A 20744-nucleotide genomic window follows, 5' to 3' on the forward strand; every position below is an offset into this window, starting at 1 on the left:
CGGTTCTCTTTGAAAAGCCGAACGCCGCGTGCGCGAAATTCAGCCGTGTAGGACGGGGTGGGTTTTCTCTGTGTCATAGGGCTCATCCTTGGAGAGTTTTACTCTCCGGTAAACCCGGGGCGGTTCACTTCCCCAACCAATTCGAGGTGTTTTATCAATCGTCTTGGTGCATCTAATCGTTCGAGCAGGTTGAAAGCGTCTTCCGGAGATTTCAGCACGACTAGCTCCAAACAATAATCGGACATGGGTGTAGGCTTACCTTCTGTAGCATTCAAGTCAGCATTGATCTCTCTGCGCACAGCGCCCTCAAATGCAGACGCAAGATAGACGGGGCGTGGTGTTGGTTCCAAGTCTGCCAATGGCAGGAATGCCCGACCACAGCCGACCTAAAGAAAAGAAGGGTGAGGGCGCGGCCCTCCCCCTCGGGCAACCCAATTAGACCGGGCCGGGTCCTCGGCTGCGCCTGTGGGCCGCACCACCCCTGTCGAATTGCATTGCCTCGCCCCCTCCCGCGTTCGCCACGTGGCAGATTTGCAGGAGCAGGCGGCTTCGCCGTCTGGCCTTCAAATAGCCCCTGATTTTCGGAAACGGAAGTCAGATCAACGGAACAGGCCCACAAGCGGCGAGATACGGGATCAGGTCAGTTTATGACGCCAAGATCAAAGTCATCTGACGTTCAACAAAACTGAAATGGCGCGCTGGGGAGGATTCGAACCCCCGACCCCTTGATTCGTAGTCAAGTACTCTATCCAACTGAGCTACCAGCGCGCGAGTGAGGGCGGTTTAGCCTTGGGCGGTGGGGAGTGCAAGGGGTTTATCGCGGAATTATCGAACGAATATTCACACTGCGGGCTCATCCTGCGCAATCAGGGTTTTGGGCAGGATCAGGGCGAATTCCGTTCCCTCGGGCCCGGTTTGCACCAGTTCCAATGTGCCGCCATGACCGCGCGCCAATTCTGCGGCGATGGTCAAGCCCAGGCCGGTGCCACCTTTGCGGGCCTGCCCCTGAAAGGCGGTGAACAAATGCTCTTTGGCCTTTGGCGGCAGGCCTGGGCCGGTGTCGCGCACGGTGATGCGCCAATTGGCATCGGTTTCGGTGGCTTGCACGAAAATCTCGCCGGGCTTGCCGCTGGCGATGATCGCCTGTCGGGCATTGCGGATCAGATTGCCCAGAAGACGGTATAATTGTTCACCATCGGCCCGCACCACCAGACCCAGCGGCACATCCTCGGCAAAGCTGACGTCATGCTCACCGCTGGCGAGGCGTTCACCATCGACCACATCGTGGATAATCGGTGCCAGCTCGACACGCGCCAACATCGGCGGCGCCTCGGACACTTTGCCAAAAGCCAGGGTCGATTCGCACAGATTGACGGCACGGGTGATGGAATTCACCAATTTTGGTGCCATGCGTTGCACCGAGGGATCGGCACTGGTCTCCAAGCGATCCGTGAACAACTGCGCCGTGGTCAGAATATTGCGCAGGTCGTGCGACACCTTGGCAACCGCGCTGCCCAATTGCGCCAAGCGGTCTTTTTGGCGCAAGGCCGCCGTCAGATGGGTTTGCAGGGTTTGCAGCGCCTCTTCGGCCTCGCGTAATTCGCGCACGCCGGCGCTGGGTTTGATGATGCGGCGCGCGTCTTCGGGTGCGGCGGCATAGCTTGACATGGCGGTGATCACGCCTTTGATCGGAACCACCAGAAACCGGCGCACCGCCAGAAACAGCAGCAGCGCGGTGATGATGGAAATCACCGCCGAAAGCGCCAAGATCCGCAACCCATAGTCAAGAACCGCCGTGCGCAACGGGGCCTCGCGCAGCGTTACCTCGATCTGCAGACCGGCGTTGCGCACCGGATCGCCGATCACCCGGATCACCCGGTCGCGCGAGGCAAAGACCACTTTCAACGCGTCGCGCATCAGTACCCAAGGCTCCGGATCACGCAAATCATAGGTTGCATCAATCGGTGATGGCACTGGCGATGACAGGATCAATTGGCGCACCGAATCGCGCAACAGCACCACGTTCAACACCTCGGCATTTTCCAACAGCTCTGCCTCAAGCTGTTCGTCGATCATGTTGTTGGCCAATAATGCCAGAGACGCGATTTGCGCCCGCTCCAGCCGGGAAATCAGATAATCCTCACGAAAACGCGCGACCGAGGGTACAAAGATCAGGATTTCGGCCAACATGACGAATACAATCGTCAAAATCAGAAACCGACCGGACAGTGAGTTGATCATGTTATGCCCCCTTTCGGCCCGCCGACGGGGTTGCGCGTATCATGAAACGCCAGAAACAACACGGGCGCGCGCCGCAACGTCAGCAGCAATACGCCGCCTGAACCGCACATGCCGCGCGCCCCCGCCACGTCAGGGCAGATACCGCTGAACCAACCCGACGATGGTTTTCACCGTTGGATTGTCAAACAATCGCGGCGAAAAATATTGCCCCGCCGCGCGTTTGTTGATTTCGGCAATCGTGGGATACGGCAAAACGGTGTTGGCGATGGCGGTCATCTTTTGGCCGTTGGCAATGGCCATGGCCCACATGCCGATCAATTCACCCGCATGCGCGCCCACAATGCTGGCCCCCACCGGGCGGCCTTTGGCCACCATTACCTTGATCAGACCTTTGGTTTTGCCCTCGGCAATGGCGCGGTCGTTTTCATCATAGGCAAAGCGCACCACCTCAAGTCCGGCACCGTGCTTTTTCTGCGCTTGCGCCTCGGTCAATCCGACCTGGGCCAGTTCGGGATCGGTGTATGTGACCCACGGGATATGATCGATTTTCGCTTTTGACCAAAACAGCCCAAGAACGACCGACCGCACCACGATGCCCGCATGATACCCGGCAACATGGGTGAATTGCAGGCCCCCGGCGCAGTCGCCCACCGCGTAAACACGTTTGTTGGTGGTGCTGCGCAGGGTGTCGTCAACCGTTACAGCGCGATCATGGGCGATATTGCCGATCTTGAGATCCAATTTATCAATATTCACCTTGCGCCCCACAGCCATCAACAGATGGGTGCCACGAAAAGTTCCCGCGCTGGTTTCAACCGAAATCGCGCCCTCCTGCCCCGCAATCTTATTCGCCTGCGCGCCTTCGACAATTTCGATTCCTTCGCCGCGCAGGGTGTTCAGTACGATGGTGGCCAGTTCCGGGTCATCCTTGGCCATGGCTGTGTCGCCCTCGATCACGGTTACCTTGCTGCCCAGGCGCCGGTGGGCCTGGGCCATTTCCATGCCAATCGGCCCACCACCGATGATGATCAGGTGATCGGGCTTTTCGCGCAAATCGAATATGGTTTCATTGGTGTAAAACGGTGTGTCTTCAACCCCCGGAATGGGCGGCACAAACGGCCCCGATCCGGTGGCAATGACGAATCGGCGCGCGGTGATCACGGTGTCGCCTGCCTGCACCTCGGTTGGTGAGATAAAGCGCGCAAATTCGCGGATCACGGTGCATCCCAAGCCCTCAAAACGTTCCTGGCTGTCAACCGGTGCGATTGTTTCGATAACATGGCGCAGATGGTCCTTGGTGGCGGCAAAATCCACCTTTGGCGGGGCCGGAGCAATGCCAAACCCGCCTTTGCGCACCGTTTCGGCCTGTTTGGCCGCGGCAATCAGCGATTTTGACGGAACACATCCATAGTTCAGACAGTCGCCGCCCATCTTGTGCCCCTCGATCAGCACAACCTTGGCGCCCATCTGTACCGCACCCGCCGCGACCGACAGCCCGCCTGACCCCGCGCCGATCACGCAAATATCTGTCTTGATCCGTTTCATTGGCTCAAATCCCTTTTTTGCCGCGCACGGCTTTCAACACAATCGGCGACGCCGCCAATATACATAGCCCCAGAATCGGTAGTAAAATGTGAGGTTCGAATATAACGCCCAAATTCGGGGTTTCGCCCCGTGCAAACACCGCGCCCAACCCGGCCCCGACCGAGGTGTAAACCACAGCCCCCGGAATGATCCCGATAAAGGTGGACACGGCAAACCGGAACAGCGACACGCCAACAAGTGCCGGCACCAGATTGGCCACAAAAAACGGCACCGCAGGCACGAGGCGAATCAGAAACAGCATCGACCACTGATTTTCATCAATGCCATCCTTGATCTTCTTCACCGCGCCCTGTCCGCTTTCCATTTTCGCCGCCAACCGTTCGCCCAAGCCCCAGCGCGCCGCCATGAAGATGGCAATCGCACCCAGGGTTGCGCCGGTGACGTTGAACAGGGCACCCGGAAAGGTGGCGAACAGAAATCCGCCTGTCAGGGTTGCGATTGTCGCGCCCGGCAATGAAAACGCCACGATAAGTATATAGACGGCAATAAATACGCCCACCGTCAGCGCATAATTGGCATCGCGAAACCCGATCAGTGTTTCGCGATTATCGGCCAGGGTTTCAAACGTCAGATAATCACGCAATGTGAACGCTCCGATCACCGCCACCACCCCAATGGCGATCAGGGGCAATCGGGAAATCCATACCGGTTTGTCGGGGCTGCTGTCTGTCATGGCGTACAATATCTCTGTCCTTTGGGTCTGTGCCTTTCTGGCCTCTGGCTCTGCATTGCGATAGGGGGCGGCAGGTCTGCTCACGCGGCATTGATGACAATCCGGGCTTTGCCGGGCAGTTTGCGGGAGTTTGTAACACTGCAAGTGGTCATTGTTGCAGGATTTGGCGTGCCGGGCCTGTTGACTTGCCGCCATCAGCCCCCTAAAGACCAAGCTTCGAATAGACGCGGTCGCCGAATCCAAAAGAGCGGGCCGCCCAGACGGAGAAACGGCGATGCCCAAACGTACTTTTCAGCCTTCCAACCTGGTGCGCAAGCGCCGTCATGGGTTTCGTGCCCGGATGGCCACCAAAGCTGGACGCAAGATCATCAATTCCCGCCGCGCACAGGGCCGGAAAAAGCTCAGCGCGTAATCACGGCTTTTGTTGTGTGTGATATGCCGCCGTTGGCACCCCCACCGGCGGTTTTGTCACGCCCAACGCTGACCGGATTAAAGAACCGTGCCGAATTTCTGCGCGCTGCGCGGGCAGGATATAAACCCATGCCCGGCTTTGTGCTGCAGGCGCGCCAGCGGCCTCTGGGTGAGGCTGACGGTATGCGCGTTGGTTTTACCTGTTCGAAAAAGGTCGGCAATGCCGTGGCCCGCAACCGGGCCAAACGGCGGTTGCGCGAAATTGCGCGCCATGTGCTGCCTGAACATGGCCACGACGGTTGGGATTACGTCCTGATCGGCAAACGTGACACCACCGCCACCCGCGATTTCGCCGCGCTTCAGGCTGATCTGAAGCGTGCTTTGGCTCATTTTCACCAATGACCCCCCTCGCCCGCCTGTTCGCCCTGCCCGTGCGCGCCTATCGCGTCTTATTCAGCCCGTGGGTTGGCCACGGCTGCCGGTTTCACCCCACCTGTTCGGCCTATGCCCTTGAAGCGCTGGAAAAACATGGCGGAGTAAAAGGCGGTTGGCTGACGGTTTGGCGCATCCTGCGCTGCAACCCGTGGGGCGGGCACGGAATTGACAATGTTCCCGATTGAAACGATGCCATTTTTTCGTTCATATTTCGGGCAAAGGATCCGCATCTGTCATGCTTGATGAAGATACCGACGATATTCATCCACTGTTCTTCGGGGCCCCCGCGACCACCGAATTCAAAAAATTGCGCAAGAGGCTGGTGCGCGATACCCGCGAAGCGATCGAAGCCTATGGCATGATAACCAAGGGCGATCGGTGGCTGGTATGCCTGTCCGGCGGCAAAGACAGCTATACCTTGTTGGCCATCCTGTATGAGCTGAAATGGCGGGGGCTTTTGCCTGTTGATCTGCTGGCCTGCAATCTGGATCAGGGGCAGCCGAATTTCCCCGCGACGGTTCTGCCCGAATTTCTGAAGAAAATGGGGGTGCCGCACCGGGTTGAATATCAGGATACCTATTCAATCGTGATGGAAAAGGTGCCCGCCGGGCGCACCATGTGCGCGCTGTGTTCGCGCCTGCGCCGGGGCAATCTGTATCGAATCGCCCGCGAGGAAGGGTGCAGCGCTGTCGTATTGGGCCATCATCGCGATGACATTCTTGAAACATTCTTCATGAACCTGTTTCACGGCGGCCGTCTGGCCACAATGCCGCCAAAGTTGTTGAACGAAGAGGGCGACCTGATGGTTTTTCGCCCCCTCGCCCATGTGGCCGAGGCGGACTGTGAAAAATTTGCCAATGCGATGAAATACCCGATCATTCCCTGCGATTTATGCGGCAGCCAGGATGGGTTGCAACGTCAGCAAATCAAAGGGCTTCTGGATCAATGGGAGAAAAATCATCCAGGCCGCCGACAGGTCATATTTCGCGCGCTGACCAATGCCCGGCCCAGTCACCTGCTTGACCCGAAACTGTTTGATTTCGCCAGTCTCATGGCGACAAACGGAAATGAACCGGGGCCAGTTGATTAAAATCCGAGATAGATTTTGCAGTGCCATTAACCGATCCCTGACTTTGCCGCCCTACGCCTAACGCCATACCGATCTTTGAACTCAAGGACATTGGCTATGGCGACCCTGCGACAGAGATTCCTCATCCGTGCCCGGCGCAGCGGCATTTCGCCCGGCGTGCTGATGCTTGCCGCGATTGGAATTGTCGGGATATCGGTGGGCATCAGTGGTTTGGAGGGGTTATTATTCACCCTGGCCATCGGTCTGGCCTATCTGCTGGGCACCGCAACCCGCGAGGGGCCCTTTCATCTGCGCAGTCTGGCCACCAATCCGCCCGGGCGGCCGGTTACCCCAGACCTGATAAAGGCGCGCATCGCCGCCGATACGCAGGTGGCGCACGGCCAGGGGCAATCCTTGTGCGTGGCCCTTGCCATCGACGGATATGATGAATTGGCCCATCAACACGGCATCCGCGCCTTGAACCTGATCAATACGCAGCTTGGCGAACATCTTTTAAGCGAAGTGCGCCACAGCGATCTTTTGGCAGATATGGGCGATGGTCAGTTTTCGGTCTACTTACCCCCCAATCCCAGAATTGATCTGGAAAGCGCGGTGCAAACTGCCCTTCGTCTCCAAACCGCGGGGGCGCGCCGGATCATGGTTGATGGCCTCAAGGTGCACCTGACCACCAGTATCGGGTTTTGCATCAATACCCGTCTGCCCACTGATCCTGGCGCCCCCGATCTTTTCACCGCTGCGCAAACCGCCCTGCGCACCGCGCAAAAAGACGGCCCGCGCGCGATCAGGGCGTTTGACCGTTGCATGCTGCACCGCCCAACACCCAAAAATGGGGTAGGCGACGGAAAACTTGACGTTCTTTCCGGCATCAACGCCGGTCAGATTGAACCGTGGTTTCAGCCACAGGTCTGTGCCGACACCGGCGCCCTGACGGGGGTTGAGGCACTGGCACGCTGGCGCCACCCCGAACATGGCCTTCTTGCGCCCGGTCAATTTCTGGACGCGGCACATGCCCAAGGCATGATGGTAAAGCTGACCGAAACGATCCTGCATCAATCCGTTGAACAGCTTTGGCATTGGGACAGCGCCGGTATCCACATTCCACGCGTGTCGATCAATCTGGGCGCACAGGATCTGGCCGATCCGACCTTGGTTGATCGCATCTCGTGGGCGCTGGATCGTCACGGCCTGCCGCCTGCCCGCCTCGGGGTCGAAGTGTTGGAGACTGTGGTGGCCAAGGCAGACCCCGATGATATGGTCGCGCGCAACCTGTTGGCGCTGGGCAAACTTGGCTGCCTGATCGATCTTGATGATTTTGGCACTGGCAGCGCATCAATCAACGGCATCCGACGATTCGGCGTCAACCGAATCAAGATTGATCGTTCGTTGGTCACGGCGGTTGATACCGACAAGGACCAACATGCAATGATCGCGGCAATCCTGACCATGGCGGCACAACTACACGTCGACGTGTTGGCCGAAGGGGTCGAAACATCTGGTGAACATTCGGCTTTGGCGCAATTGGGCTGTGCCCATGTTCAGGGCTACGCCATCGCGCGCGCCATGCCATCCGCCGATCTGTTAACCTGGGCATTACGGCGCGGCGAAACACAACCGCCGATGATAAGCAGCGGAATTGAGCCGGATGTGCGACAATCATTGCGTCGCAAAGCCTCGGCCAAGGGATTTGGCGGCAAAACGGCTTGACCTTTGGGCGCACGCCCTATTGAACCGGGCTGACCCAAATTCCACAGGCGGCGTTAAGAATGGACGATCAAAACAAGAACCTAATTCTTGCAACAGGCCTCAGCTTTATCGTGATCCTGGTGTGGTTCATATTCTTCCCCCCGGAAGACACCGCACCCGTGACACCCCCTGTTGCCACGACAGGGGCAGAGCTGCTCCCGACGGTGCCCGCTGCGGGCACCACAGCCCCGGCAACCACAGCGATCACGCCCGGTGGGCTGCAGGTGGCCGGTGATGATGTTGCACGCATCAACGTCGAAACGCCCAGCCTGGTTGGCAGCTTGTCATTGCTGGGCGGACGGATCGACCGATTGTCCTTGTCGACATATCGCGAAACGCTTGCACCGGATTCGCCCTTGGTTGAATTGTTGGCACCGGTCGGTGAACAGCATCCCTATTACGCCTTGTTCGGCTGGGCACCCGGTGGCGCGTTGAGCTTTGACGACGTGCCAGATGCCAACACCTTGTGGACGCAATCGGCGGGCACCACATTGGGCGTGGACAGCCCCGTTCAGTTGACTTGGGAAAACGGCAATGGCCTGATTTTCCGGCGCGATATCTCGGTGGATGACAAATTCATGTTCACCGTCACGCAATCGGTTGAAAACACCGGTGAAACCGCCGTGCGCATGGCCCCCTATGGAACGATTTCCCGCCAGGGCATGCCGCCAAATCTGGCGAATTTCTTCATCTTGCACGAAGGCGTCGTGCGGATGTCAGATGGCGAACTTCAGGAAATCGATTATGATGATATGCCCGATCAGCCTGCGGATGACCGCTGGGGCGCCAATGCCGATGTGATCGGTGTGTCGGCCAACGGATGGGTTGGTTTTACCGATAAATACTGGATGACTTCGCTGATTCCGGCCCCGGGCAACGCCTTTACTTCAGTTGCGAAATACAACGCCAGTGCTGACATTTTTCAGACCGAAGCGCGGATGCCGACGATGGACATCGCGCCAGGGGCCACCGTCACCAGCACGACGCAATTGTTCGCCGGTGCCAAGCAGTGGGAAACGATCCGCAGCTATCAAAACGAAGGTGGGATTGTCGGCTTTCTTGATTCCATCGACTGGGGCTGGTTCTTTTTCCTCACCAAGCCGATCTTCTTTGTGCTGCATTGGCTGAACGGGCTGATTGGCAACATGGGCTGGTCGATCATTGCGCTCACCTTCCTGCTCAAGGCATTGCTGTTGCCGTTGGCCTATAAATCCTATGTCTCCATGGCCAAGATGAAAGAACTTCAGCCACAAATGGAGGCGATGAAGGAAAAGGCCGGCGACGACCGCCAGAAAATGCAGCAAGGCATGATGGAGCTGTACAAGAAGAACAAGGTGAATCCAGCGTCCGGGTGCCTCCCCATTCTGATGCAGATCCCGATCTTTTTCTCACTTTACAAGGTGATCTTTGTCACGATCGAGCTGCGCCACGCCGCCTGGATCGGCTGGATCCGTGACCTTTCAGCGCCCGATCCCAGCAGCATTCTTAACCTGTTTGGATTGTTGCCCTGGGCGACACCTGATCAGGGGTCAATCTTTTTCATCTTCTCGCTGGGCGTGCTGCCAATCTTTTTGGGCATCTCCATGTGGTTGCAGCAAAAACTGAACCCGGCCCCCACCGACCCAACTCAGAAGATGATCTTTGCCTGGATGCCTTGGATTTTCATGTTCATGTTGGGCAGCTTTGCCAGTGGTCTGGTGGTTTACTGGATCGCCAACAACCTGATTACGTTCAGTCAGCAGTACCTGATCATGCGCAGCCAAGGATATAAGCCGGATGTGTTTGGCAACATCAAAAGCGGGTTCCAAAGAAAGAAACCCGAAGCCCCCGCAAAAGGGCCGGTGAAAAAATAATGGGGGGCGCCGCGCACCTGGTGCAAATCTGGCGCCACCCTATCAAATCCCATGGGCGCGAAGCGTTGCAAAAGGTAACGCTGAGCGCGGGACAGACCATGCCGTGGGATCGCCGGTGGGCCATTGCCCACGAGATGTCACAGGCCGATGATACAGCTTGGGCGCGTTGCGCGAATTTTTCCATCGGGGCAAAAGTACCGGGTCTGTTAGCCATTGATGCCACGCTGGATGAAACAACAGGCACCGTTACCCTGACCCACCCGGATCGCCCCGATTTCACCTTTGATCCTGATGGCGATGCCACTGCGTTTCTGGACTGGGTGTGCCCGTTGATGCCGCAAAATCGCGCGGCCTCGGCGCGTGTTGTCCGGGTTCCGGGGCGGGGTATGGCCGACAGCAGTTTTCCTTCGGTATCGATCATGAACATGGCCAGCCACCGCGCGGTTGAACAAAAACTGGCCCGCCCCCTGGATATTCGGCGGTGGCGCGGCAATCTGTGGCTAGACGGTCTTGGCCCGTGGGAAGAGCATGATTGGCTGGACAAAGACATCCGGATTGGCGAAGTCACCCTGCGCCCTGTTGAGCGGATCGAACGCTGTATGTCCCCCACAGCCAACCCCGAAACGGGGCTGCGCGACACCGATATATTGGGCACGCTTGAAACCTGGGGGCACCGCGATTTCGGTCTGCGCGCCGAGGTGATAACCGGCGGCACCCTTCACCTGAATGATAAGGCCCGTTTGATATGAAATTGACGTTTCCCTTTGCCGAAATCGACGATGCCGCGCGCGAGGCTGGACGGCTTTTGTTTGCCGGCGAAACCGACTTTGTCAAAGGCGTGGTGGCCATGGATGGCATGCCCCCCGATGACCGGCTTGAGGTGTGTTTCGCCGGCCGCTCGAACGTTGGAAAATCGACGCTGATCAACGCCTTGACCGGGCGCAAGGCGTTGGCGCGGGCGTCAAACACGCCGGGGCGAACCCAGGAAATCAACTTTTTCACCTGTGGCGAATCGCATTATCTGGTCGATTTACCCGGCTATGGATTTGCCAAAGCGCCGGTAAAGACGGTGGAAAAATGGCAGCGCCTGATGAAAGCATACTTGTCGGGCCGCGCCACGTTGCGCCGGGTGTTCGTGTTGATAGACGGGCGGCATGGGGCCAAAGATGTGGACGAAGACATCATGACCCTGTTGGATAAGTCCGCCGTCACCTTTCAGGTGGTGATCACCAAGGCCGACAAACCCTCGGCCAAGGATCTGGACGCCGCCGTGGCCCGCACCCGCGAAATGCTGGCCCGCCACCCTGCCGCCTATCCCGAAATCATCGTGACATCGTCGGACAAAGGCATTGGCATCGACACCCTGCGCGGGATCATCGCCACCTTGGATTAATGGGGTTTCTGCTGTTGTGGCGCGGCGCGATCTGCCGCGTCGATATCATCGGGGTCATCCCCGGGAATCACATATGCGCCGGTCAGCCAGCGGCCCAGATCAACCTCGGAACAGCGCAGTGAACAGAACGGGCGGTATTTCTTTTCCGGCTCGCGGTTACAAATCGGACAGGCCATAAACGCTCCTTATAATGGCAGGCGGTCGCGCTTGCGCTGAAGCTCGTAACAGCCCAGCGGCGTCCAGCCTGCTAAAATCGTATCTACCGGATCATGGCGAAACGCAGCGCGCAACACCTGTTCAAACTGTCGCCGCTCTTTTTTGGCCATCGGCGCCAGATCCAGCGTGATTTGCCCGCCAAGGCCCCGGCAGCGCAACTGCGCAGGCAAGGCGCGCACACAGGCGATGTTCGCCTTTAACCCAGCGGCCAGTGATGTGTCGGCGCCCGTATTCACATCGACCGCCACCAAGGCGCGGGTGGGTTCGATATACATCGATCCAGCCGCCAGCGGCACATGGGCGCGGCGCAACGCATCGATCATGTCATCAACACCGTGATCGGCAAAACCGCCATCCTTGGTCGAAATCGAATCGGGATCGGGCCATTCGCGCCAGGCCAGGGTGTGGGTGTCGGGACCATCGACCAAAAGTTCGGGCGCGCCCTTGGTCTGGCCCGCGACAGAATCAGCCAGATCAGCCATGGCGATGATATCTTCGGCCAACTGTTCATCGGGGGCCGACACCGCCGCCGAGCGCAGGATAAGGCCGGTCTGCCCCGGCTCTCCCATCGCCTCGTGTGCCAAAAGCAGCAATTCCTCGCGCCGATCCTCGTCTTTGATATTGCGTGAAATGTTGATGCCCGGCGCGCCGGGCGTGGCGATGGCATAGCGGCTTTTGAACAAAACCCGGTCAGTGACCGGCACGGCCTTGCCCGGTTCGGCAAATCCGGTCACCTGCACCAAGAGAACGGTGCCCGGTGCCAAACCCTTGGCGCCTTTTAGATATCCGCGCCCTTCGGGCAATTTCACGATTGCGCCGCCCTGCCCTTTCATCGGGCGATCCACCACCGCACGGTAAATCGCGCCCGGTACGGGCACATCATCGGGCGGTGCGATCAACAGATCGTCCAGCACCCCGTCGACCACCATGGCCGCCGCCAACCGGTCGCCCAACCGGTCAAGGATCACCGCGCGCCCCTTCATGGTTGCCACACGGGCACGCCGGCCGCCAGCAGCAATGCGGCGGTTTCCGCCAATGGCAGGCCCACGATCCCGCTGTACGACCCTTGCATCCATGGAATGAACGCGCTGGCAGGCCCTTGGATGGCATAGCCCCCGGCCTTGCCCTGCCAATCATTGGTGGCAAGGTATCCGTTCACCTCAACATCGCTGAGTCGTTTCATTTTCACGTCGCTGACCACCGCACGCTCCCAGGTTCGATCAAGGGTGCGCACGGCAACGGCCGTGATCACGCTGTGTCGTCGACCCGATAATTTGTGTAAAAATTGCGCCGCTTCGCCCGCATCCGCAGGCTTGCCCAATATGCGGCGGCCCAACGCAACGGTGGTATCGGCACATACCAACACCTCACCGGCGGCCAGCGTCACGGCTGCCGCCTTTTCCCGTGCCATGCGTACGCAATAGGGGCGCGGCAATTCGCCCTGTGCAGGGGTTTCATCAATGTCAGGTGCCCGAATTTCATCGGGGATCAAACCCAACTGCGCCAGCAGTTCGCGCCGTCTCGGCGAACCAGAGCCGAGAATCAGCCGCATATCTTATTTGAAACGATAGTTGATCCGCCCTTTGGTCAGATCATAGGGTGTCATTTCCACCTGTACTTTATCGCCTGCCAGAACGCGGATGCGGTTCTTGCGCATCTTGCCTGCCGTATGTGCGATGATCTCATGGCCGTTTTCCAGCTCGACCTTGAATGTCGCATTCGGCAAGAGTTCCTTCACGACACCGGGGAATTCGAGCAGTTCTTCCTTGGCCATGTTCACTCCAACTGTAATCGCCCGCGGTAAGTGCGAACGCCAAGATAGATGCGCCCAAATGCGGAGGTTTTCAAGGGCACATCGCACCAGGGCGGCGTAAAGTTCCATCTTTTGCCGCTATTATCTGTTCTTCCCAATGGCCGGGCACGGTAACCTGTGCAGATTCCCGCGCGTTTGCCATTGCCGCGCGATCCACCGTGCCAAAAGCCCAGCCGGGTTGATTGAGTGGCGTCTCGTAAATGACGCCCTCTTGCGAAAATCCGACATCCGCCGGGGCATACACCCCTGCCCGCCCACAATTTTCATCCAGAAATTCGCAATCGGGCACCGCACCGATGGTGGCCGCGCTGGCGACGATCCGCTGTCCCTCCAATGCGCGGGCCATGGCGGCAATGCGAATGCGTGCCGCCCCCGTCGGTGCATCGGTGCAGGATGGCACCAGCAACAGATCGGCGTTCAGCGCATGGGTCAACAAGGGAAATTCACTGTCATAACAGATCAGCACGGCAATACGCCCCAGATCGGTATCGAACACCGCCGGGGCGTCCCCGGCGATCAGGTTTGTTTCACGCCGCTCCCACGGGGTGAGGATTTGTTTATCCTGATGCGTGATCCGGCCATCGGGGGTGATCAGATGCGCCCGGTTCACATATCCACGCGGCGTCGCGAATGGCGCGCTGCCCATGACGATATGCACCCCGTGCGCCTTAGCCAGTTCGCGGTGCAGGGCGATGTTGGCCCCCGTGGCGCTGTCGCCCAACAATAGCCAGTCGGGCGCGTCGGGCGCGGCCCCGATCAATGCTGCCTCTAACCCGGCATATTCGGGAAAAACCAACAATTCAGCACCGTTTTGCGCCGCATCCCGCACCCAAAATTGCAGTTTTGCAACATAACCGGCCCAATCCGGGTGCCGCTCTACCGGCCATGCGGAAACCGCGAACTTCACAGCTTGCGCGCCCATAATTGCAATGGTTTTTCGGTTTCTTCCCGCGCGCCCAGATCTTTCCAACTGAACGACGCGAACGCCTGATCCACCGGGTGATAGCCACGCTTGGCCCAAAACCCATCCAAGGGCCGATAATCGGCGGGGCGGCGTGGATCATCACGATCACGTAGAACCGAACAAAACGCGCAATGGCTGTGCCCCAAGGTGCGGGCGTGCGCCTCGCGCAGGTCAAAAAACACGTTCCCGGCCCCCTGGCCGCGAAATTCAGTCAACAACACGGATTCGGCGCAATAAAACGTCTGTTCCGGGGTCAAACCTGCCTTTTTCAACGGTGCGCCAAATGCTTCTGCGTGATCCAGCATGGGGGTGCCGGTGGCCGCCCCGACCAGACGATCATCGCTGTAAGCCGCAATCAGTATCGCGCCCGGCGCATCGCGATAACTGGCCATATAGCCGCGTTCATAATCAAGATCGCCATCGTATAAGTATGGCCAATCGCGAAACACGGTGATGCGCAGGCGGGCCAGATCATCCAGCGCCGCCTCAACATCGGTTCCGGTCAGGGTTTCATAGCGCAGCGTCATGTCACCTGATCCAGCCAATCGGCAAGATTGTAAAATGTTGTGACACGCGCGATTTTTCCGTCGCGCAGCGTGAAAAATGACCCCACTGGCAACACATACGTCTGACCACGGGCGGGCGGGCAGTCTTCCTGAGTTTTCAGATATGTGCCGTGAATCGTAAATTCGGCCGCCATACGGCCATCTGGCCCGGTCAACACGACGATATCCTTGGCCTGTTCACGATATGCGGTTTGCATCATCGCCAGAAATTCCGCGAAGGCGGGTTTTCCATGGCGCACTGCCCCCTCGTTCACGTGATGTTCAATGTCATCGGTGACCATATCCAACATTGCTGCGGGATCATCGGCGTTGAAGGCCGTGAAATAGGCGGTGACTATCTGTTCAGGTGTCATACATCCTCCGTTGGCGGGCCAAATCGGGCCAACATCCGGCCCTTTATCTGATCGCGGGCTTCACGATAGCCCCTGAGTTTGTCTTCCCTGCCCTGCCCCAGACCCGTTGGGTCAAGGATCGGCCAGTATTCGACGTCAAGATGATAGAATCGCGTCAACTCCAACACGCGGCGTTGCGATGCCGGCGACAGGGCCACGATCAGATCAAACCCCGATACATCGTCGCCCCATTGCGCCATTTCGTCAAAGGATCGCACGCGGTGACGCTCCAACTCAACACCCAGTTCGCGGCAAACGGTAACCGAAAATCCGTCAATCTCCATTTCGCCCTTCACGCCGGCCGATTGGACATAACAGGCGGTGCCGTAAAACAATTTCATCATGCCTTCAGCCATGGGCGAGCGGACGGCGTTGTGGTCACAACAAAACAACACGGATTGCGGCAGATCCGCCACCCTATCCGCCGAAATGCAGCACGCAGATCAGCGTGAACAGACGGCGGGCGGTGTCAATATCAATTTCGGCCTTACCCTCCAACCGCTCTTGCAACACACGCGCACCTTCCATGTGAATGCCGCGCCGGGCCATATCAATGGTTTCAATCTGTGATGGCGGCAGCTTTTTCACCGCATCGAAATAGCTTTCACAGATTTGAAAATAATCCTTTACCACCTGACGGAACGGCCCAAGCGAAAGATGAAATTCCGCCACTTTCTCCGCATCCGGCGTGGTCAGATCAAACACCAGCCGCCGTTCACGAATCGCCAACAACAGATGAAGCGGGCCATCATGCCCCTGCAACACAAAGGAATTATCCTCGGCCAGATCAAAAATCGCCACCTTGCGTTCTTGTTCGATCTGGGGCGTGGGCGCGGGCAGGCCCGTATCGTCAATCTGGATGTCTGTTAAAACGCTCATCGGTTCAATTGCTCTAATCGGGCCGTGATTGACAATCCGTGCGCCTCAAGGCTTTCAGATGTGGCCAGACGTTCGGCAGCCGGGCCGATGGATTTCAACGCACCGGGCGACATTTTCGCCATCGTCGTGCGTTTCAGAAAATCAAGAACCGACAATCCCGAACTGAATCGTGCAGAACGCGCAGTGGGCAACACATGGTTTGGCCCGCCAATATAGTCACCAATCGCCTCGGGCGTCCATTTGCCCATGAAAATCGCACCGGCATGGGCGATATTGGCGGCCAAAGCTTCGGGGTTGTCGACACATAATTCCAGATGTTCAGGCGCGATCTGATCGCACAGCGCCGCCGCCTCGCCCAGATCATTCACCGTAATGATCGCCCCGAAGTCGCGCCAGGATGCACCGGCAATCGCCCGCCGCTCCAGCGTTTCAAGGCGCAGTGCGACCGCCTCGGCCACGGCTTCGGCCAACATCGGATCGGTGGTGATCAGAATCGATTGCGCGCTTTCGTCGTGTTCGGCCTGCGACAGCAAATCAAGCGCGATCCAATCGGGATCATTGTCACCATCGGCAATGACCAGAATTTCCGACGGCCCGGCGATCATATCAATACCGACCTTGCCAAACACCCGCCGTTTCGCCGCCGCCACAAAAGCATTGCCAGGGCCGGTGATCTTATCGACCGGCGCGATGGTTTCGGTGCCATAGGCCAGCGCGGCAATCGCCTGTGCGCCGCCAATGCGGTACACCGTATCAATGCCCGACAGGCGCGCCGCCAGCAAAACCAATGGGTTGGCCACCCCATCCGGGGTTGGCACCACAATCACCAAACGCTCAACCCCTGCCACCTTGGCCGGAATCGCATTCATCAACACCGATGAGGGATAGGATGCCGTGCCACCGGGCACATAAAGGCCCGCCGCACCCACCGGTGTCCAGCGCCAGCCAAGTGTCGCACCGACATCATCGGTCCAGCTTTCATCCTTGGGCATCTGTCGGGTATGATAAGCGCGAATGCGTTCGGCGGCCAATTCCAACGCGGCGCGATCTTCGGGCGACACCTGTGCGCAATAGGCATCAATTTCCGCCTCGGAAAACGCCAGGGTTTCAGGCGTCAGATCAAGCCGGTCAAATTTCGCGGTCAGCGCAATCACCGCCGCATCGCCCCGGGCGCGCACATCAGCGATGATATCAGCCACCGTGGCATCCACATCGGGGCTGTCTTCGCGTTTCATGGTCAACAGCCCGGCAAAGCGGGTTTCAAAATCGGCATCGGACGTCGATAGGATATGGGGCATGGCAAACACTCCGTTCGCGCAATCCATACCGCCGCAGTGCAGCAGGCTCAAGCCTCGGCTAGTCGGGATGGTGCGGAGTTTTGCCCGAAACCGCGCGGTAAGGTTGCGTCACATCGCGCAACGCCACATCCAGCGCCGATGCCTCAACCGCAATCGCGCCATCCCCGGCCAAAGTCAGGATCGTACGGTCGGTTTCACCGTCCAGTACCACCGACAAAAGCGAAAGAATCTGATCCTTATCGCCCCGGTCAATGCCACTGCTTTGCACACGCATGACATTTTCAAACGTCAGTACGGTTTGCACCCGCTCCGGTTTGGGCGTCTTATCTTCCCACCGGAAGCGATTGAGAAGAAGGGAAAATCGCCGCGCGGCACGGTCAAATTTCATCTCGGTTATCGGAAAAACCGCATCTTGCACGAGCGATGAAATCACGGTCAGATCTTCGCCGCTCAACGCCTGCAGCCGCAGAGGTTTTGCGGCGCCGTCCTCAAATCTGGCATCCCGGGTCATGCGCGCAACCTTTCAATTCTGGCGCCACACGCGCTCAGCTTCTGCTCAACCCGTTCATATCCGCGGTCGAGGTGATACACCCGGCTGACAACGGTTTCGCCCTCGGCCGCCAACCCGGCCAGAATTAACGACACCGAGGCGCGCAAATCGGTGGCCATCACTGGCGCACCGCGCAGTTTTTCCACCCCGGTGACCGTGGCCGTCCCGCCCTGAACATCAATCTGTGCGCCCATACGCATCAATTCGGGCGCATGCATGAACCGGTTTTCGAATATCTTTTCTTCCAACACGCTGGTCCCATCGGCCGTACACAACAACGCCATCATCTGCGCCTGCAGATCGGTGGGAAAGCCCGGGAACGGTTCGGTGGTGATATCCACCGCCCTGATCCGGCCGTTTTTGCGCGCTACGGTCAGACCGCGCGGCGTTTCCGTGACGCTGATCCCTGCAGCATCCAGTTTTTCGCAAAACGCGCCAACCAAATCGATTCGCCCGCCCAGACAGGTCACCTCACCGCCGCAAAACGCCGGCGCCAACATATATGTACCCAGTTCAATCCGGTCAGTGACAACCGGATGTGTCGCCCCGTTCAGTTTTTCAACGCCTTCAACCGTGATGGTCGACGTGCCCTCGCCCTCAATCTGTGCGCCCATGCGGCGCAGGCATTGCGCCAGATCGACAATTTCAGGTTCGCGCGCGGCATTGTTGATCGTGGTTGTGCCTTTGGCCAAAGTCGCGGCCATCAGAACATTTTCTGTCGCGCCCACCGACACCAGCGGAAAATCGATCACCCCACCCTTCAGCCCGCCGGGCGCCTTGGCATGCACATAGCCATCGCGCAATTCCAACTGCGCGCCCAGCGCCTCAAGCCCGCGCAGGTGCAGATCAACCGGGCGCGCGCCAATGGCACAACCGCCCGGCAATGACACCACCGCATGGCCATCGCGCGCCAGCATCGGCCCCAATACCAGGATCGAGGCACGCATTTTGCGCACGATATCGTAATCGGCAGTGTGATTGTTCAGATCGTGCGACGACATCACCAACACCTGGCCGCCCTGCAAACTGCTGACCTCACAGCCCAGTGACCGCAACAAAGCGGTCATCGTGGCAATATCAGACAAACGTGGCGCGTTGGTTAACGTTAGCGGTTCATCGCTGAGCAATGTGGCAGGCATCAGCGTCAGGCACGCGTTTTTCGCCCCTGCTATGGGAATATCACCGTGCAGCTCTCCGCCACCGCGCACTACGATTGAATCCATTTGCCTGCCCCTTACGTGCCTGATCCGGCGTCATCGCCAGTTGTTTTCTCATCTTTTACCACCCGCGCCCGCGCTTGTGCCTTGCGCCGGGCCAAATTCGCCTTGAGCGCCGCCTTCAACCGCGCCTCGCGCGCCGTGACAGTTTTTACGGGCTTTTGGGTGTTGCTGGATTTTGCCATAGCAGTTTCTAACGCAGCATCAAGCATTGGTCCAGATTGGATGGTTTCGCCCGTTGCGTAAACTATGGCGTAAAAACCAACAATTCCCCCCTTGCACCCCCGCGCACAACCGTCTATCCAGCCGCCACAGATTAAGCTGTGGTAGCTCAGTGGCAGAGCACACCCTTGGTAAGGGTGAGGTCGAGAGTTCAATCCTCTCTCACAGCACCATTTCTCCACAAAGCCCATAATTGGGCCCTGCGATGCTCCCTAACACCTTGAAAGGGAACGAAGTTTCCAGAGTTCCATACCCGTTGACTCGGCAGTATTTGGGCGGCTCCGCGAAGGCCAGTTTGAGCACCGTTTGCTTCACCGCATAACTGCCATTTTTATAAATATTCCAAGGACTTGACAGGAACCTTAGTGCGAGTTCCATACATTCCTCCAGCCTCGCCCTTGTCGGCATCGGCTTTGAGGCCTTCTCAGCCAATACAAACTTCTGCCGCTCCAGCCTGTCGATACGCTCTTCAAGCTTCTTCGCGACGGTTCTGGTGTCGGTATCAACAAGACGGTCGAGCAGTTCCTCGATCTGCTTCTCCGCTTCTTTGAGTTGACGCTTCCACTCGGCTTGCTGAGAGCGCACCTGCTGGCTACGCATCTCCCACACATCCGCGAAGATTACCCGCGCCAGTTTGAAGAGCTTCTTCGATGGGGCAAGGCTGCGGAGGATCGCTTCGAAGCCGTCTTCCAGCTTCGCACGTGGAATACACTTGCTCTTCTCTTCGCAGCCGCGAGTCTCGCAGCGGTAGTATGCGTATCGCTTGGTCTTGCCCGTTGACCAGGCCGCCGTCATTGCGTTGCCACAGCAGTTACAAGCCACGAATCCGCGTAGCGGGAAATCGACGTGGTAGTCCTTGCGCGCTGCCGGAGCGCGTTTCTTGCCTTCCAGGTTATCTTGAATACGCTGGTATGTCTCGAAAGAGATCAGACCTTCATGCTGCCCCTCCCTGACAGAGACGCCCCATTTGGGAGCTTCCACATATCCTGCATACACGACCTTCTTGAGAAGGCGCGTGATGGTCATCGGGCGGAGCGTTCCATCCTTGCGATCTTTTGGACCTGTCGCGCTTTCGTGCCGCCCCAAGTGCTCGTTTAAGCCACCTTTCGTTCGAAGGCGACAGGGCTTTTCCAGCCGAGTGCTGAGTGACGGCGGCGCGGATTGTAGAACCCATTGATGTATT

The 20744-nt window shown here is 58.3% G+C and carries 25 protein-coding genes and 2 tRNA genes; 9 read left to right on the top strand and 18 right to left on the bottom strand.

Going from position 1 to position 20744, the window contains the following annotated elements; all coding sequences use genetic code 11:
* Nucleotides 1-691: 691 nt before the first annotated feature.
* The 4 genes from C8265_RS18805 to C8265_RS18820 form a co-directional block, all read right to left on the bottom strand.
* Nucleotides 692-768 (bottom strand) — tRNA-Arg (locus C8265_RS18805).
* Nucleotides 769-840: 72 nt separating this feature from the next.
* Nucleotides 841-2241 (bottom strand): sensor histidine kinase, encoded by a 1401-nt coding sequence (locus C8265_RS18810; protein WP_108485540.1) that lies wholly within the window; start codon nt 2239-2241, stop codon nt 841-843.
* A 129-nt stretch (nt 2242-2370) separates the two neighbouring features.
* Nucleotides 2371-3786 carry a dihydrolipoyl dehydrogenase family protein gene (locus C8265_RS18815; RefSeq protein WP_108485541.1) on the bottom strand — a complete coding sequence of 472 codons (1416 nt, stop codon included), beginning with the start codon at nt 3784-3786 and terminating at the stop codon, nt 2371-2373.
* Nucleotides 3787-3790: 4 nt separating this feature from the next.
* Entirely contained in the window at nt 3791-4519 is a 729-nt protein-coding gene (locus C8265_RS18820) for a TVP38/TMEM64 family protein (RefSeq protein ID WP_108485542.1), read from the bottom strand.
* A 274-nt stretch (nt 4520-4793) separates the two neighbouring features.
* On the opposite strand from C8265_RS18820, the gene rpmH reads away from it, so the two are divergent.
* The 8 genes from rpmH (at nt 4794) to yihA (ending at nt 11444) form a co-directional block, all read left to right on the top strand.
* A complete protein-coding gene (gene rpmH / locus C8265_RS18825) occupies nt 4794-4931 on the top strand; it encodes a 50S ribosomal protein L34 (protein ID WP_108485543.1) in 138 nt (45 codons plus the stop codon).
* Between the two features lie 23 nt (nt 4932-4954).
* On the top strand, nt 4955-5332 hold the full coding sequence (gene rnpA / locus C8265_RS18830) for a ribonuclease P protein component (RefSeq protein WP_108485561.1): 378 nt from the start codon (nt 4955-4957) through the stop codon (nt 5330-5332).
* Complete coding sequence (gene yidD, locus C8265_RS18835; protein WP_108485544.1) at nt 5329-5550, top strand: membrane protein insertion efficiency factor YidD; 222 nt, start codon at nt 5329-5331, stop codon at nt 5548-5550. The genes rnpA and yidD overlap by 4 nt, the downstream gene beginning before the upstream one ends.
* A gap of 50 nt (nt 5551-5600) precedes the next feature.
* On the top strand, nt 5601-6455 hold the full coding sequence (gene ttcA / locus C8265_RS18840) for a tRNA 2-thiocytidine(32) synthetase TtcA (protein WP_108485545.1): 855 nt from the start codon (nt 5601-5603) through the stop codon (nt 6453-6455).
* A 96-nt stretch (nt 6456-6551) separates the two neighbouring features.
* A complete protein-coding gene (locus C8265_RS18845) occupies nt 6552-8159 on the top strand; it encodes a GGDEF domain-containing phosphodiesterase (protein ID WP_108485546.1) in 1608 nt (535 codons plus the stop codon).
* Nucleotides 8160-8218: 59 nt separating this feature from the next.
* A complete protein-coding gene (gene yidC, locus C8265_RS18850; RefSeq protein WP_108485547.1) occupies nt 8219-10051 on the top strand; it encodes a membrane protein insertase YidC in 1833 nt (610 codons plus the stop codon).
* Nucleotides 10051-10800 carry an MOSC domain-containing protein gene (locus C8265_RS18855; protein ID WP_108485548.1) on the top strand — a complete coding sequence of 250 codons (750 nt, stop codon included), beginning with the start codon at nt 10051-10053 and terminating at the stop codon, nt 10798-10800. The genes yidC and C8265_RS18855 overlap by 1 nt, the downstream gene beginning before the upstream one ends.
* Nucleotides 10797-11444: a ribosome biogenesis GTP-binding protein YihA/YsxC gene (yihA, locus tag C8265_RS18860; RefSeq protein ID WP_108485549.1), complete on the top strand. Its 648-nt coding sequence runs from the start codon at nt 10797-10799 to the stop codon at nt 11442-11444. Before C8265_RS18855 ends, yihA begins: the two co-directional genes overlap by 4 nt.
* On the opposite strand, the gene C8265_RS18865 is transcribed toward yihA, so the two are convergent.
* The 13 genes from C8265_RS18865 to C8265_RS19610 form a co-directional block, all read right to left on the bottom strand.
* Nucleotides 11441-11620, bottom strand: a complete 180-nt coding sequence (locus C8265_RS18865) for a DNA gyrase inhibitor YacG (RefSeq protein ID WP_108485550.1) — start codon at nt 11618-11620, stop codon at nt 11441-11443. The two genes, yihA and C8265_RS18865, sit on opposite strands and share 4 nt — an antisense overlap.
* A 9-nt stretch (nt 11621-11629) precedes the next feature.
* Nucleotides 11630-12643: a ribonuclease E/G gene (locus C8265_RS18870; RefSeq protein WP_108485551.1), complete on the bottom strand. Its 1014-nt coding sequence runs from the start codon at nt 12641-12643 to the stop codon at nt 11630-11632.
* On the bottom strand, nt 12640-13212 hold the full coding sequence (locus C8265_RS18875) for a Maf family protein (protein ID WP_108485552.1): 573 nt from the start codon (nt 13210-13212) through the stop codon (nt 12640-12642). The genes C8265_RS18870 and C8265_RS18875 overlap by 4 nt, the downstream gene beginning before the upstream one ends.
* 3 nt (nt 13213-13215) lie before the next feature.
* Nucleotides 13216-13434: a translation initiation factor IF-1 gene (gene infA, locus C8265_RS18880; protein ID WP_099828246.1), complete on the bottom strand. Its 219-nt coding sequence runs from the start codon at nt 13432-13434 to the stop codon at nt 13216-13218.
* Nucleotides 13435-13504: 70 nt separating this feature from the next.
* Complete coding sequence (locus tag C8265_RS18885) at nt 13505-14380, bottom strand: nitrilase-related carbon-nitrogen hydrolase (protein ID WP_164512400.1); 876 nt, start codon at nt 14378-14380, stop codon at nt 13505-13507.
* Nucleotides 14377-14964 (bottom strand): GNAT family N-acetyltransferase, encoded by a 588-nt coding sequence (locus C8265_RS18890; protein ID WP_108485554.1) that lies wholly within the window; start codon nt 14962-14964, stop codon nt 14377-14379. Before C8265_RS18890 ends, C8265_RS18885 begins: the two co-directional genes overlap by 4 nt.
* On the bottom strand, nt 14961-15356 hold the full coding sequence (locus C8265_RS18895; protein ID WP_108485555.1) for a nuclear transport factor 2 family protein: 396 nt from the start codon (nt 15354-15356) through the stop codon (nt 14961-14963). The genes C8265_RS18890 and C8265_RS18895 overlap by 4 nt, the downstream gene beginning before the upstream one ends.
* Complete coding sequence (locus C8265_RS18900) at nt 15353-15811, bottom strand: arsenate-mycothiol transferase ArsC (protein ID WP_108485556.1); 459 nt, start codon at nt 15809-15811, stop codon at nt 15353-15355. The genes C8265_RS18895 and C8265_RS18900 overlap by 4 nt, the downstream gene beginning before the upstream one ends.
* 1 nt (nt 15812) lies before the next feature.
* Nucleotides 15813-16274, bottom strand: coding sequence for a UPF0262 family protein (locus tag C8265_RS18905; RefSeq protein WP_108485557.1), 462 nt, complete (start codon nt 16272-16274; stop codon nt 15813-15815).
* Complete coding sequence (hisD, locus tag C8265_RS18910; protein WP_108485562.1) at nt 16271-17572, bottom strand: histidinol dehydrogenase; 1302 nt, start codon at nt 17570-17572, stop codon at nt 16271-16273. Before hisD ends, C8265_RS18905 begins: the two co-directional genes overlap by 4 nt.
* 58 nt (nt 17573-17630) lie before the next feature.
* Nucleotides 17631-18083, bottom strand: a complete 453-nt coding sequence (locus C8265_RS18915; RefSeq protein ID WP_108485558.1) for a DUF2948 family protein — start codon at nt 18081-18083, stop codon at nt 17631-17633.
* A complete protein-coding gene (gene murA, locus C8265_RS18920) occupies nt 18080-19345 on the bottom strand; it encodes a UDP-N-acetylglucosamine 1-carboxyvinyltransferase (protein WP_108485559.1) in 1266 nt (421 codons plus the stop codon). Before murA ends, C8265_RS18915 begins: the two co-directional genes overlap by 4 nt.
* Nucleotides 19346-19356: 11 nt before the next feature.
* Entirely contained in the window at nt 19357-19524 is a 168-nt protein-coding gene (locus C8265_RS19610; protein WP_164512401.1) for a hypothetical protein, read from the bottom strand.
* A gap of 135 nt (nt 19525-19659) precedes the next feature.
* Here C8265_RS19610 and C8265_RS18925 point away from each other — a divergent pair.
* Nucleotides 19660-19734, top strand: a tRNA-Thr gene (locus tag C8265_RS18925).
* Here the strand turns inward: C8265_RS18925 and C8265_RS19850 are convergent.
* Nucleotides 19724-20587, bottom strand: a complete 864-nt coding sequence (locus C8265_RS19850; protein WP_108485560.1) for a recombinase zinc beta ribbon domain-containing protein — start codon at nt 20585-20587, stop codon at nt 19724-19726. The genes C8265_RS18925 and C8265_RS19850 overlap by 11 nt on opposite strands.
* Nucleotides 20588-20744: the final 157 nt, after the last annotated feature.

The sequence above is a fragment of the Oceaniglobus ichthyenteri genome (assembly GCF_003057885.1).
In the GTDB taxonomy this organism is placed as follows: Bacteria; Pseudomonadota; Alphaproteobacteria; order Rhodobacterales; family Rhodobacteraceae; genus Oceaniglobus; species Oceaniglobus ichthyenteri.

What these genes read in the sequence shown, in the direction of transcription:
- C8265_RS19610 (WP_164512401.1), bottom strand. Translation starts at nt 19,524, where the DNA reads ATGGCAAAATCCAGCAACACCCAAAAGCCCGTAAAAACTGTCACGGCG.
- C8265_RS18865 (WP_108485550.1), bottom strand. Translation starts at nt 11,620, where the DNA reads ATGGCCTGTCCGATTTGTAACCGCGAGCCGGAAAAGAAATACCGCCCG.
- C8265_RS18810 (WP_108485540.1), bottom strand. Translation starts at nt 2,241, where the DNA reads ATGATCAACTCACTGTCCGGTCGGTTTCTGATTTTGACGATTGTATTC.
- yihA (WP_108485549.1), top strand. Translation starts at nt 10,797, where the DNA reads ATGAAATTGACGTTTCCCTTTGCCGAAATCGACGATGCCGCGCGCGAG.
- hisD (WP_108485562.1), bottom strand. Translation starts at nt 17,572, where the DNA reads ATGCCCCATATCCTATCGACGTCCGATGCCGATTTTGAAACCCGCTTT.
- C8265_RS18875 (WP_108485552.1), bottom strand. Translation starts at nt 13,212, where the DNA reads ATGCGGCTGATTCTCGGCTCTGGTTCGCCGAGACGGCGCGAACTGCTG.
- C8265_RS18890 (WP_108485554.1), bottom strand. Translation starts at nt 14,964, where the DNA reads ATGACGCTGCGCTATGAAACCCTGACCGGAACCGATGTTGAGGCGGCG.
- C8265_RS18815 (WP_108485541.1), bottom strand. Translation starts at nt 3,786, where the DNA reads ATGAAACGGATCAAGACAGATATTTGCGTGATCGGCGCGGGGTCAGGC.
- yidC (WP_108485547.1), top strand. Translation starts at nt 8,219, where the DNA reads ATGGACGATCAAAACAAGAACCTAATTCTTGCAACAGGCCTCAGCTTT.
- rpmH (WP_108485543.1), top strand. Translation starts at nt 4,794, where the DNA reads ATGCCCAAACGTACTTTTCAGCCTTCCAACCTGGTGCGCAAGCGCCGT.
- C8265_RS18915 (WP_108485558.1), bottom strand. Translation starts at nt 18,083, where the DNA reads ATGACCCGGGATGCCAGATTTGAGGACGGCGCCGCAAAACCTCTGCGG.
- C8265_RS18845 (WP_108485546.1), top strand. Translation starts at nt 6,552, where the DNA reads ATGGCGACCCTGCGACAGAGATTCCTCATCCGTGCCCGGCGCAGCGGC.
- ttcA (WP_108485545.1), top strand. Translation starts at nt 5,601, where the DNA reads ATGCTTGATGAAGATACCGACGATATTCATCCACTGTTCTTCGGGGCC.
- murA (WP_108485559.1), bottom strand. Translation starts at nt 19,345, where the DNA reads ATGGATTCAATCGTAGTGCGCGGTGGCGGAGAGCTGCACGGTGATATT.
- yidD (WP_108485544.1), top strand. Translation starts at nt 5,329, where the DNA reads ATGACCCCCCTCGCCCGCCTGTTCGCCCTGCCCGTGCGCGCCTATCGC.
- C8265_RS19850 (WP_108485560.1), bottom strand. Translation starts at nt 20,587, where the DNA reads ATGACCATCACGCGCCTTCTCAAGAAGGTCGTGTATGCAGGATATGTG.
- C8265_RS18895 (WP_108485555.1), bottom strand. Translation starts at nt 15,356, where the DNA reads ATGACACCTGAACAGATAGTCACCGCCTATTTCACGGCCTTCAACGCC.
- C8265_RS18855 (WP_108485548.1), top strand. Translation starts at nt 10,051, where the DNA reads ATGGGGGGCGCCGCGCACCTGGTGCAAATCTGGCGCCACCCTATCAAA.
- C8265_RS18820 (WP_108485542.1), bottom strand. Translation starts at nt 4,519, where the DNA reads ATGACAGACAGCAGCCCCGACAAACCGGTATGGATTTCCCGATTGCCC.
- C8265_RS18870 (WP_108485551.1), bottom strand. Translation starts at nt 12,643, where the DNA reads ATGAAGGGGCGCGCGGTGATCCTTGACCGGTTGGGCGACCGGTTGGCG.
- rnpA (WP_108485561.1), top strand. Translation starts at nt 4,955, where the DNA reads ATGCCGCCGTTGGCACCCCCACCGGCGGTTTTGTCACGCCCAACGCTG.
- infA (WP_099828246.1), bottom strand. Translation starts at nt 13,434, where the DNA reads ATGGCCAAGGAAGAACTGCTCGAATTCCCCGGTGTCGTGAAGGAACTC.
- C8265_RS18905 (WP_108485557.1), bottom strand. Translation starts at nt 16,274, where the DNA reads ATGAGCGTTTTAACAGACATCCAGATTGACGATACGGGCCTGCCCGCG.